Origin of the sequence: uncultured Paracoccus sp., assembly GCF_945915435.1 — a bacterium.
In the GTDB taxonomy this organism is placed as follows: Bacteria; Pseudomonadota; Alphaproteobacteria; order Rhodobacterales; family Rhodobacteraceae; genus Paracoccus.
On sequence record NZ_CAMEFG010000016.1, the window covers coordinates 54,781 to 66,185 of the forward strand.

General features: G+C 65.7%; 10 protein-coding genes. 1 reads left to right on the forward strand and 9 read right to left on the reverse strand.

The genetic code is table 11. The annotated features are described in order from the left end of the window. Positions 1–95: 95 nt before the first annotated feature. Positions 96–833: a response regulator gene (locus Q0O97_RS07445; protein ID WP_294926787.1), complete on the forward strand. Its 738-nt coding sequence runs from the start codon at positions 96–98 to the stop codon at positions 831–833. A gap of 6 nt (positions 834–839) precedes the next feature. Here Q0O97_RS07445 and Q0O97_RS07450 read toward each other — a convergent pair whose 3' ends face one another. From Q0O97_RS07450 to ugpA, 9 genes are all read right to left on the reverse strand, one after another. Beyond that, positions 840–2,009 carry a DUF1501 domain-containing protein gene (locus Q0O97_RS07450; RefSeq protein WP_294926789.1) on the reverse strand — a complete coding sequence of 390 codons (1,170 nt, stop codon included), beginning with the start codon at positions 2,007–2,009 and terminating at the stop codon, positions 840–842. Between the two features lie 9 nt (positions 2,010–2,018). Then, positions 2,019–3,383, reverse strand: coding sequence for a DUF1800 domain-containing protein (locus Q0O97_RS07455; protein WP_294926792.1), 1,365 nt, complete (start codon positions 3,381–3,383; stop codon positions 2,019–2,021). A 63-nt stretch (positions 3,384–3,446) separates the two neighbouring features. Then, positions 3,447–5,375 (reverse strand): aspartate--tRNA ligase, encoded by a 1,929-nt coding sequence (gene aspS, locus Q0O97_RS07460; RefSeq protein ID WP_294926794.1) that lies wholly within the window; start codon positions 5,373–5,375, stop codon positions 3,447–3,449. A 60-nt stretch (positions 5,376–5,435) separates the two neighbouring features. Further along, positions 5,436–6,071 carry a CPBP family glutamic-type intramembrane protease gene (locus Q0O97_RS07465; RefSeq protein ID WP_294926796.1) on the reverse strand — a complete coding sequence of 212 codons (636 nt, stop codon included), beginning with the start codon at positions 6,069–6,071 and terminating at the stop codon, positions 5,436–5,438. Then, positions 6,068–6,853, reverse strand: a complete 786-nt coding sequence (locus tag Q0O97_RS07470; protein WP_294926799.1) for a GH25 family lysozyme — start codon at positions 6,851–6,853, stop codon at positions 6,068–6,070. The genes Q0O97_RS07465 and Q0O97_RS07470 overlap by 4 nt, the downstream gene beginning before the upstream one ends. A 130-nt stretch (positions 6,854–6,983) precedes the next feature. Beyond that, the gene (locus tag Q0O97_RS07475) at positions 6,984–8,363 is read right to left on the reverse strand and encodes an FAD-linked oxidase C-terminal domain-containing protein (protein WP_294926801.1); all 1,380 of its coding nucleotides are present in this window, start codon (positions 8,361–8,363) and stop codon (positions 6,984–6,986) included. Between the two features lie 69 nt (positions 8,364–8,432). Then, positions 8,433–9,446, reverse strand: coding sequence for a sn-glycerol-3-phosphate import ATP-binding protein UgpC (locus Q0O97_RS07480; protein ID WP_294926803.1), 1,014 nt, complete (start codon positions 9,444–9,446; stop codon positions 8,433–8,435). A 1-nt stretch (position 9,447) separates the two neighbouring features. Continuing rightward, a complete protein-coding gene (ugpE, locus tag Q0O97_RS07485; protein WP_294926805.1) occupies positions 9,448–10,296 on the reverse strand; it encodes a sn-glycerol-3-phosphate ABC transporter permease UgpE in 849 nt (282 codons plus the stop codon). Continuing rightward, positions 10,296–11,174, reverse strand: a complete 879-nt coding sequence (gene ugpA, locus Q0O97_RS07490; RefSeq protein WP_294926807.1) for a sn-glycerol-3-phosphate ABC transporter permease UgpA — start codon at positions 11,172–11,174, stop codon at positions 10,296–10,298. The genes ugpE and ugpA overlap by 1 nt, the downstream gene beginning before the upstream one ends. Between the last annotated feature and the right edge of the window lie 231 nt (positions 11,175–11,405).

Below are 11,405 nucleotides of genomic sequence, written 5' to 3' on the forward strand. Positions count from 1 at the left end.
CAGCCGAAGTGAAAGGGAAAGAGCTGCGGCATTAACCGCATATTAGGGGAATCAGCCGATCCTGCGGACAAGCGGCGATTGTGAAAGGTGATTCCATGCTGGGTTCCGAAGAGGCGTTTTTCAAACCTGAACGATCCGTCTGGCCTGCGGCTGGCCAGCCGGACAGGCCCCTTGCGGGGCTGACGATGCTGGTGGTCGAGGACAGCCGCTATGCGTCCGAGGCGCTGCGGCTGCTCTGCCTGCGCTCGGGCGCACGGATCAGGCGGGCCGATACGCTGAAGGCCGCGATGCGGCATCTGCAAACCTATCGTCCCGGCGCGCTGATGGTGGACATGGGCCTGCCCGATGGGGACGGTGCCGAACTGATCCGGACGCTGGCGGACACGGCCCCGCGCGTGCCGGTCCTGATCGGCATCTCGGGCGATCCCGAAAACCAGGAGACAGCCATGCAGGCCGGTGCCGATGCCTTCCTGGCCAAGCCCATCGAAAGCCTGGCCCTGTTCCAGCAGACGGTGCTGAACGCCCTTCCGCCACAGGAACGCCCGCGCGGGCTGCGCCTGATCTCGAATGACACGGTGTCGCCCGACAGCACGGCGCTGTGCGACGATCTGATGCATGCGGCGGATGTGCTGGCGCATTCGCGCGATACGGCGACGCTCGACTATATCGCGCGGTTTCTGGCGGGGGTGGCGCGTTCGGCCCATGATCCGACCTTGGAAGCGGCGGCCTTCTCGCTGACGCGCGATCGGCACGACGGCCCGCAAACGGCATCGAATCTGGCGCGAATCAGCGGGCTGGTCGAAGACCGGCTGGCGACGGCACGCCATGTCTGAAACCCGTCACGCCAGGAAATGCGGATCGGCGCCAAGGTCCAGGCCGGGAAAGATGCTGCGCTCCAACAGGCCGGATTCGATGCCGTAAAGGTTGCGCATCGCCCACGCCGCATAGGCACGGATATCGCGCAGGGGCATCAGGTCGCGACCGGCGTAAAGCTGCCCTTCGCCAAGGCCCGGCCATTCGCCATAGGCCCGCCCGCCGCGAATCGCCCCGCCCGCCATCAGCAGGGCGCCCGCGGTTCCGTGATCGGTGCCCCCCGTGCCGTTTTCGCGAACCGTGCGCCCGAATTCGGTCATGGCAAGGATGGTGGTCTTTTGCCAATTGCCGCCCAGCCCTTCGCGCAGGGCCAGGATGGCAGCGGACAGGCGGGCCAGGGCGCGGGTGATGACGGCCTCTTGCCGGGCATGGCTGTCCCATCCGGCGATGGAAAAGGCCGCGATGCGGGTCTGCATGTTCAGGCGGCTGGCGGCGAACAGACCAAGCGCGCGGGCATCGCCTTCGGGTCCCTTCTCGCGCCCGGTGCCCTGATCGGCCAGTTCGATGGCGTCCTGCGCCGCCTGACGAAACAGCGGGTCGTCGTGATAGACGTCCTCCAACAGCCGCTGCGCCTGCGCGGACAGGCGCAGTTCGGCCTCGGGCGCCCAGCTTTTATGGCGCGCCTCGCCGCCAAGGATCTTCATCTCGTCCGTGCCGACGGCATAGGCGGTTTCCGACTGCGCGCCGGGCATCGCCCGCAACAGACGGTTCAGCCAGCCGCCGATGCGATGATCCGCACCGACATCCTCGCCCGTGCCGGCCTCGAGCAGGTCCTGCCCGTCGAAATGGCTGCGCTTGTCGCGATAGGGGGTCGAAACGGCATGGGCAAAGGCCAGCTCGCCCCCCTGCCACAGGGGCAGCAACGGCTCCAGCGCGGGATGCAGCGCGAAAAAGCCGTCAAGGTCGAAGGCCCCGCCCTCGGGTCCGACCGAGATCGTCCGCCGCAGCTTGCGCAGCATCGGGTCGCCATAGGGCTGGAAAACGTCCAGCCCGTCCATCGCGCCGCGCAGGATGATGACCACCAGCCGGTTCTCACCCGGCGCGGATGCGAAACTCATCGTCGTCAGCAAGGGATGCGCCGCTGCCGAACAGCCGATCAGCGCCCCGCTTTTCAGAAACATTCGCCTGCTGAGCATCGCCTTCCCCTAACGTCGGTTGAAATCGGTCGAGGCCAGAACCAGCGCCACCCCTTCGCGCGCGCTTTCGGCGCGGGGCACGGCACGGGCCAGCGCCTCGGAGCGGCTGCCGCGCAGGGTTGCGCGCATCAGTTCCCGCGGGTCGGGCAGCGGGTCGAACAGATGCGCCGGAACCCGCGTGGCCCACGAGATCCGCGCGGCCAGAAGTTGCGGCGTGATCCAGGCGCCGACCTCTTCCGGCCAGCCGTTCGGGCCGGCAGGCTCACCCCATTTCTGACCCATCTGCCCCAGCGGAAGGTAAAGGAAACGGTTGATCTCGGGCCGCTGCAAGGCACGCAATTCATCGCCCCGCATTCCCAGCCCCCGCAGGCAGGCCGCAAGATAATCGAAGGGCTGGCGCGCCTTTTGCCGAAATCCGTCGGCCAGCGCGGGATGGGTGATCATCGCATGACAGACCTGCGGCAAATGCCCGTCCGACCGCCGCCAGGCCGCCACCATCGCAGCGACCAACCCGTCGTCGGGATCGTCGCTGACGAAATGCACCGCCAGCTTGCGCGAGACATGGCGCGCCGTCGCAGGGTGGCGCGCGATATCGACCATGACGGCGCGAATATCGTCGATATTGGCCTGATGGTCGCCGCCATAGGACTGGCCAAGGACCGTCTCGGCCCCCGGTTCGGCCATGCCGGGGCGAAAGGTGACATCGTTGCGGGTGTTGTAGGTCAGCCCGGTCAGCAGCTTGGCCAGTTGCCGCACATCGGCCTGGGAATAATCCGCGCCCACGCCAAGCGTGTGAAGTTCAAGGATTTCACGCGCCAGATTTTCATTCAACCCGCGGGCTTCATTCTGCCGCGCCATCCGCGAATTCGGCCCGACGCTCACATGCTGGTCCAGATAGAGCAGCATCATCGGATGGGTATCGGCGGCAAACAGCAGATCCTCGAACCGGCCATTCAGATGGGGGCGGATCGCCTCATCGACGAAGGCCAGCGCAAGGCGCTGCGCGCCCGCGCCATCCGCGCGGACCGTGAAATGATCGGACCAGAACTGCACCAGCCTTTCGCCGAAACCCGAGGGCGCATCGACAGCGCGCGCGATGCGATGGGCCAGGCCGAACCAGCGCGAATCGCGCAACTGGCGGGCGAATTCGACGCGAGCGCGAGCCTCGGCCTCACCCCCTTCGACCCTCGCCTTGCCCAGTTCGGCCAGCTTCTGCGCGCTGTCGCGGGCGTCCTGGGTGCTGGTCGCCTCGGGTCCCGGCCCGGCCACGGCGACGCTGGCCAGGATCGCGTCGGCATCGGCGGGCGGCTCCATATGGGGCGAAAGTCCGAAACCCAGCCGAATCGCGGCAAGTTCGGGAAATCCGAATTCCAACAGGCGCCCCCATCATCGTCGCTACCAGTCCCGATCATGGCACGGAACCGGCAGGGGGTCAGATCACTCTTTCGGCAGAACCCGCAGGCGCAGGTCGCGCAACTGTTCATTGGAGGGTTCCGACGGGGCACCCATCATCAGGTCCTCGGCGCGCTGGTTCATCGGGAACATGATGACTTCGCGGATGTTCTGCTCATCGGCCAGCAGCATCACGATCCGGTCGATCCCCGCCGCGCAACCGCCGTGGGGGGGTGCGCCGTAGCGGAAGGCCTTGACCATGCCGCCAAACCGCTTTTCGACCTCATCCTTGCCGTAACCGGCCAGTTCGAAGGCCTTGAACATGATCTCGGGCTGGTGGTTGCGGATCGCGCCGGAAACCAGCTCATACCCGTTGCAGGCAAGGTCGTATTGATAGCCCTTGACGGCCAGCGGATCGCCCTCCAGCGCCTCCATCCCACCCTGCGGCATGCTGAAGGGGTTGTGGCTGAAGTCGATCTTGCCGTCATCGCCGCGCTCATACATCGGGAAATCGACGATCCAGGCGAATTTGAACTGGTTTTCCTGGGTCAGGCCAAGTTCGCGGCCGATCTCGGTCCGGGCACGGCCCGCGACGGATTCGAAGGCTTCGGGCTTGCCGCCGAGGAAAAAGGCCGCGTCGCCCTCGCTCAGGCCAAGCTGGGTGCGGATCGCCTCGGTCTTCTCGGGGCCGAGGGCCTTGGCGATGGGGCCGGCGGCTTCGACATCGTAATCTATCTTAGCAAGTTCTGCCTTCAACTGCTCAAGGATGTAATTTCTCTCACCTTGCAGTTTTTTCCCATCATGCGTTTGGATTGTGATCTGAGTGCCAGCTTCAAATTGAGAACTAATATCGCGTATTCTAGTGAGTAAGATCGCCGCCGCTTCGCTATTTGGGCGCCAGAAGATATAGCCCATCCCCGGCAGGCCCTGCTGTTGCGCGAAGGCGTTCATGCGGTCGGCGAACTTACGCGAGCCGCCACCGGGCGCGGGGATGGCGCGGACCTCGGTGCCGTCCTGTTCCAGCAGTTTCGCGAAGATCGCGAAGCCCGATCCGCGGAAGTGGTCGCTGACCACCTGCATCTCGATCGGGTTGCGCAGGTCGGGCTTGTCGGTGCCGTATTTCAGCATCGATTCCGCATAGGGGATCAGCGGCCATTCGCTGTCGACAGGGCGCCCGCCCCCGAATTCCTCGAACAACCCCTGGATGACGGGCTGGATGGCGGCGAAAACGTCCTTTTGTTCGACAAAGGACATCTCGACGTCAAGCTGGTAGAAATCGGTGGGCGAGCGGTCGGCGCGCGGATCCTCGTCGCGGAAACACGGCGCGATCTGGAAATACTTGTCGAAGCCCGCCACCATGATCAACTGCTTGAACTGCTGGGGCGCCTGCGGCAGCGCATAGAACTTGCCCGGATGCAACCGCGAGGGCACGAGGAAGTCGCGCGCGCCTTCGGGGCTGGATGCGGTAATGATCGGGGTCTGGAATTCGGTGAAGCCGCCGTCCCACATCGCGTCACGCAGCCATTTGACCACGCGCGAACGCAGCATGATGTTGCCATGCAGGCTTTCGCGGCGCAGGTCCAGGAAGCGATAGGCCAGCCGCGTTTCCTCGGGATAGTCCTGGTCGCCGAAGACCGGCAGCGGCAGGTCGTCCGAGGGGCCGAGGATCTCGGTTCCGGTGACGTAGACCTCGATCTCGCCGGTGGGCAGCTTGGGGTTGATCAGGCTGGCGTCGCGCAGTTTCACCCGCCCGTCGATGCGGATGACGGTTTCGGCGCGCAGACGCTCCAACGTGGAAAAGGCGGGGGAATCGCTGTCGGCGATCACCTGGGTCATGCCGTAGTGGTCGCGCAGGTCGATGAACAGCACCCCGCCGTGGTCGCGGACGCGGTGGACCCAACCCGACAGGCGGACCTCGGTCCCGGCATTGGCGGCGGTCAGTTCGCCGCAGGTGTGGCTGCGATAGACGCTCATCGGTAATCCCCTTGATATCCGGCCTCGCATGAACCGTGCCGTGACGGGGAAGTCAAGCGATCAGAAGGGCCTGATGACGTTGCCGGTCCAGAAATAATAGCCCATTCCCACGGTAAACAGCACATTTCCCGCAACCCCGTGCAGGATCCACGCGGTCGGAAAGCCGTGGCGCACATAGCTGAGCGCAAAGACCAGCCCGCCGATGAAGGTCAGCACCAGCACCGTCGCCGACCAATACATCAGATGGGCAAAGGAAAACAGCGCGGCATTGACCAGCAACCCGATCCGCTGGTCGGGAAACAGCACGCTGTAGCGGTGAAAGAACAGGACGCGGAAGATCAGCTCCTGCGGCAGGGCCGACAGCAGCGGGTAAAGCAGCCACAACAGGATCAGGAAGCGGAACCGCTCGACCGTCAGCAGGCGGATGTATTCGGGCGCGGTCATCTGCATGATCGCCCAGCCCGTCGCCCCCACGACCGCGCCGAACAGCACGACCTTCAGCCAGGGCACCCGCGACCAGTGGCTGACAAGGGCGCGCCACTCATACCCGCCGGTCATCCACAGCAGGGCCAGCCCGACGACCGTGAAGCCGAACAATGCCGCGAACATCAGGTTCAGCGGCATGAACAGCGCGATCAGCAACGGAATCGCGATGAACAGCGCCCCGAACTCGGCCCAGAGCCGGGCCCGGTTCACTGCATGCGGCGGTTGAGCCATTGACGCCATTGCAGCGGGCTTCCGTTGAAAACGTTGATGTCGGTGTTGCCGCGGATGCCGGGAACGATGCCGGTGCCGGTATATTGCCAGAAGGTCCATCTCTGGCCGGGATAGACGATGCGGGGATGGCCCGCGACGCTGCGCAGCCAGAACTCTTCGTTCCACGAACCCAGGTTGTTGTCGCGGTAGAAATCCACCGTCGTGTAGATGACGGGGCGCTGGCCGTAATGGCGGTGCAGCGTATCCATGAAGACGCGGGCCTCGCGCTGGACCTCGGCGGGGGGCGGGCGGCGCGGACAGTTGCGCGAGGCGGTCCACTCCAGGTCGAGGACCGGCGGCAGCGCGCCGCGTTCACGCGGGACATTGGCGATGAACCATGCCGCTTGCTGGGCGCCGGTGCGGCAGAAATAGTAATAATGATAGGCGCCGCGCGGAATGCGGGCCTGCCCCGCCTCGGCCCAGTAGCGGCGGAAGGCGGGGTCCGAGTGGTCGCCCCCTTCCGTCGCCTTGATGAAGGCGAAGCTGACGCCCGAGCGCGCGACGGTGCGCCAGTCGATATCGCCCTGCCAGCGCGACACGTCGATGCCCTGGACCGGGTGGTCGTAGGGATGGCCGCCGACCCAGGGGTGCGGCGCCGAATCGCCGAATTTCGGCCCCTGTCCCTGCCCGACCATCACCGGCCTTCCGCCGCCCGGCGCGCCGACGCAGGCCGCCAGCGAAAGCACCGTCAGCAGCGCCAATATCCTGCCCAGTAGATTCATGAACCCTCGCCCTCATAGGCGCGCCTTGGATGGCGCTTGCTTCCTTATCGCAAAGCGGATCGGCAAAGTCATCCCGAGGCGGCATGCGCCGCTTTCACCGCCCATCACGAATATGTCAGGCCCAGGGGCCTCAGAGCTCGTCGGGCAGCATCTTGCCGGGGTTGAGGATGTTCCTGGGATCCAGCGCCTGCTTGACGGCGGCCATCGCCTGGCAGGCCTCGCCATGCTGGGCGGCCATATAGGCCCGCTTGCCCAGCCCGACGCCATGCTCTCCGCTGATCGTGCCGCCGACAGCGATGGCGCGGCTGGCCATGCGCCCGGCGACGCGCTTGGCGGCGGCCAGTTCCTCGGGGCGGTCGGGGTCGATCAGCAGGGTGGCGTGGAAATTGCCGTCGCCCACATGGCCGAGGATCGGGCCAAGCAACCCCTCGGCGGCGATATCGTCGCGCGCGGCGGTGACCGCGGCGGCCAGTTCGGACATGGGCACGCAGATGTCGGTGACCACCGCCGTCGCGCCGGGGCGCAGCGAAAGGCAGGCCGGATAGGCGCCGTGGCGCATCTTCCACAGCCGCGCGCGTTCCTCGGGGGTGCTGGCCCAGTCGAAGCCGCGCCCGCCGAAATCGCCCGCGATATCGCCGAAACGCGCGGCGTCCTCGCGCACCGATTCGGCCGAGCCGTGGAACTCGACCAGCAGGTGCGGACGGGCCGGCAGGTCGGTCCCGGCATGGCTGTTGAAGGCGCGGGCGGTGTCCTCGTCCACGAATTCGATCCGCGCCATCGGAACACCCGACTGGATGGTGGCGGTGACGCATTCCACCGCATCCTCCAGCGAATCGAAGGCGCAGATCGCGGCGGCGACATCCTCGGGCTGGCCGTGCAGGCGCAGGGTCAGTTCGGTGATGATCGCCAGCGTGCCCTCGGAACCCACCAGCAGCGCCGTCAGGTCCAGCCCCGCGCTGGATTTCGCGGCGCGCGTGCCGGTGCGGATGATGCGCCCATCCGCCAGCACGGCCTCAAGCGCCAGCACATTGTCGCGCATCGTGCCGTAGCGCACCGCCGTCGTGCCGCTGGCACGGGTCGCGGCCATACCGCCAAGCGTCGCGTTCGCGCCGGGATCGACGGGGAAGAACAGCCCGGTCGCGCGCAGGTCGGCATTCAGCGCCTCACGCGTGACGCCGGGCTGGACGACGGCCAGCATGTCCTCGGGGCGGGTCTCGATCACGCGGTCCATGCGGCTCATGTTCAGCGTGATGCCGCCCCGCACCGCCAGCGCCTGCCCTTCCAGCGAGGTGCCCACCCCCCAGCCGATCACCGGGATGTCATGGGCATTGCACAGCGACAGGATGAACGAGACCTCGGCGGTCGTCTCGGGCCATGCCACCGCATCGGGCGGCGGGGCGCGGTGAAAGCTCTCGGATCCGGCATGTTGCGCGCGCACCCCGCTGGCGGTCGAGAAACGCGCGCCGAGACGGTCGGCCAGCTCATCAAGGACAAACTCGGGTATGGTCATCGGATCGCTTCCCGTCGCAAGGTCTGGCCCCGACTATCCTACCGGCGGGGTCCCGGCACAAGGCCCGGATCAATGCGCCTCGATCCGCTGACCGCTTTCGGCGTCGAACAGATGGACCGCGCCCGGCTCGGCGGCCAGGTGCAGCGTCTCGCCCAGGGGATACTGGTTCGACAGCGAGACGGTCAGCAACTGATCGCCCACCATGCCGTGAACCAGCCGCGAGACCCCCAGTTCCTCGATCGCGCGGACCTGCATCGCGATCTGGCCGCTGTCCGAGGGCTTGAGGTCCTCGGGGCGGATGCCCACCAGCCCGGCATGGGCGCTGCCCGGCAGATGGGGCACCGCATGGGCGGGCAGAAGGTTCATCGCGGGCGATCCGATGAAGCCCGCGACGAAGGCGCTGGCGGGCTTGCGGTAGACGTCAAGCGGCGTGCCGATCTGCTCGATCCGCCCGCCGTTCAGCACGACCAGCCGGTCGGCCAGCGTCATCGCCTCTAGCTGGTCATGGGTCACATAGATCGAAGTCGTGCCAAGCCTGCGCTGCAAGTCCTTGATTTCCAGGCGCATCGTCGCGCGCAGCTTGGCGTCCAGGTTCGACAGCGGTTCGTCGAACAGAAAGGCCGCCGGTTCGCGCACGATGGCGCGGCCCATTGCGACGCGCTGGCGCTGGCCGCCCGAAAGCGCGCGGGGCTTGCGGTCCAGGTAATCCCCGATTTGCAGGATCTGCGCCACTTCCGCCACGCGGCGGTCGATCTCGGCGCGCGGGGTGCCGCGGTTCTTCAGCCCATAGGCCAGGTTCTGGCGCACCGTCATATGCGGATAAAGCGCATAGTTCTGGAACACCATTGCGATGTCGCGGTCGGCCGGTTCGACCTCGTTGACGACGCGCCCGGCGATGCGGACCTCGCCCTCGGTGATGGACTCCAGCCCCGCGACCATGCGCAGCAGCGTGGACTTGCCGCAGCCCGAGGGACCGACCAGAACGATGAACTCACCGTCCTGGATGTCGATATCGACATTGCCCACCGCCCGCGAGCCGCCGGCATAGACCTTGCCCACGCCGCTCAGATTGATCTGCGCCATGTTACTTCTCCGTCTCGACAAGGCCTTTGACAAACAGGCGCTGCATGAAGATCACCACCAGGACCGGCGGCAGCATCGCCAGGATCGCCGTCGCCATGACCAGGTTCCACTGCGGCACCCCGTCCACGGAATCGGCCATGCGCTTGATGCCCGCGACGATGGTGTAATAGCTGCTGTCGGTGGTAATCAGCAGCGGCCACAGATACTGGTTCCAGCCGTAGATGAACAGGATCACGAAAAGCGCCGCCATGTTCGTGCGCGAAAGCGGCAGCAGGATGTCGCGGAAGAACTTCATCGGCCCGGCGCCGTCGATCCGCGCGGCCTCGGTCAATTCGTCCGGGATGGTCAGGAAGACCTGCCGGAACAGGAAGGTCGCCGTGGCGCTTGCGATCAGCGGGATCGACAGCCCCGCGTAGGAGTTCAGCATCCCCAGGTCCGCCACCACCTTGAAGGTCGGCACGATCCGCACCTCGACCGGCAGCATCATGGTGATGAAGATGCACCAGAAGGCCAGCATCCTGAAGCGGAAACGGAAGTAGACGATGGCGAAGGCCGAGGTCATCGAGATCGCGATCTTGCCGATGGCGATGGCCAGCGCCATGATCAGCGAGTTCATCATCATCAGCCCCACCGGCGGCGTCCCCATCGTGGACACGCCGCTGGACAGCATCCGCGAATAGTTCTTGACCAGGTCCGGTCCCGGCAACAGCGGCACCGTCCCCGATATCAGGCTGCTGACCGGATGGGTCGAGGCGACGAAGGCCACCCAGACCGGCAACGCCACGGCGGCAACGCCAAGGATCAGGGTCAGGTGGGCAAGGATGTTCAGAAACGGGCGGTTCTCGATCATCAGTATTGCACCTTCTTCTCGATCCAGCGGAACTGGATGACGGTCAGCGTGATGACAATGGCCATCAGCACCACCGACTGCGCCGAGGACGAACCCATGCTCTGCCCGATGAAGCCGTCGAAATAGACCTTGTAGACCAGGATATTCGTGGCCTGCGCCGGACCGCCCTGCGTGGTCGCGTCGATCACCGCGAAGGTGTCGAACATCGCATAGACGATGTTGACGACCAGCAGGAAGAAGGTCGTCGGCGACAGCAGCGGAAAGGTGATGTCGAAGAACCGCCGCACAGGACCCGCCCCGTCGATCGCGGCTGCCTCGCGCAGACTGGCAGGTATGGCCTGCAAGCCCGCGACAAAGAACAGGAAATTGTAGCTGATCTGCTTCCAGACGCTGGCGACCACCACCAGCGTCATCGCATCGCGCTTGGAACTGAGGTGGTTCCAGTTATATCCCACCATATCAAGAAGATAGGGCAGGATTCCGATAGTCGGGTTGAAGATGAACCACCACAGGATACCGGCCACCGCGGGCGCCACCGCATAGGGCCAGACCAGCAGCGTCGTATAGGTCCGGGCCGAGCGGATCATCCGGTCCACCGCCAGCGCCATGACCAGCGCGATCAGCAGCGAAAACACCGTCACGGAAATCGCGAATACCGCCGTGACCTGCAACGAATTCATGTATTGCGCGCTGTTCATCAGCGCGCGGTAATTCGCCAGCCCCACGAAATTGGTCGAAAGCCCGAAGGCGTCCTGGCGCAGGAAGCTCTGGATGATCGCCTGCGTGGCGGGCCACAGGAAGAAGATGAAGGTGATCGCCAGTTGCGGCGCCAAGAGCAGCCAGGGCAACAGGCGGTTGTTGAACAGGGTTCGCTTCATGCGCGGCTCGTCCTTGGCCTTCCATCGGGCACCGCGCGGCGCCCCCGGTGGTTACGGGATGCGCCGGGCCTGACCGGCCCGGCGCCTCGTCGTTACTGCTGCTGGAATTCCTCGAGCAGGGCATCGCCGCGCTGGACGACCGAATCCAGCGCCTGCTGGGGATCCTTGGAACCGGCCAGAAGCTGCTCGAATTCCTCGTCGATGATGCCGCGGATCTGGACGTAATTGCCG

Bases quoted from the DNA above. Each gene is read 5' to 3' on its own strand.
- Q0O97_RS07445 (WP_294926787.1), top strand. From the start codon at position 96: ATGCTGGGTTCCGAAGAGGCGTTTTTCAAACCTGAACGATCCGTCTGG.
- Q0O97_RS07450 (WP_294926789.1), bottom strand. From the start codon at position 2,009: ATGCTCAGCAGGCGAATGTTTCTGAAAAGCGGGGCGCTGATCGGCTGT.
- aspS (WP_294926794.1), bottom strand. From the start codon at position 5,375: ATGAGCGTCTATCGCAGCCACACCTGCGGCGAACTGACCGCCGCCAAT.
- Q0O97_RS07470 (WP_294926799.1), bottom strand. From the start codon at position 6,853: ATGAATCTACTGGGCAGGATATTGGCGCTGCTGACGGTGCTTTCGCTG.
- Q0O97_RS07475 (WP_294926801.1), bottom strand. From the start codon at position 8,363: ATGACCATACCCGAGTTTGTCCTTGATGAGCTGGCCGACCGTCTCGGC.
- Q0O97_RS07480 (WP_294926803.1), bottom strand. From the start codon at position 9,446: ATGGCGCAGATCAATCTGAGCGGCGTGGGCAAGGTCTATGCCGGCGGC.
- ugpE (WP_294926805.1), bottom strand. From the start codon at position 10,296: ATGATCGAGAACCGCCCGTTTCTGAACATCCTTGCCCACCTGACCCTG.
- ugpA (WP_294926807.1), bottom strand. From the start codon at position 11,174: ATGAAGCGAACCCTGTTCAACAACCGCCTGTTGCCCTGGCTGCTCTTG.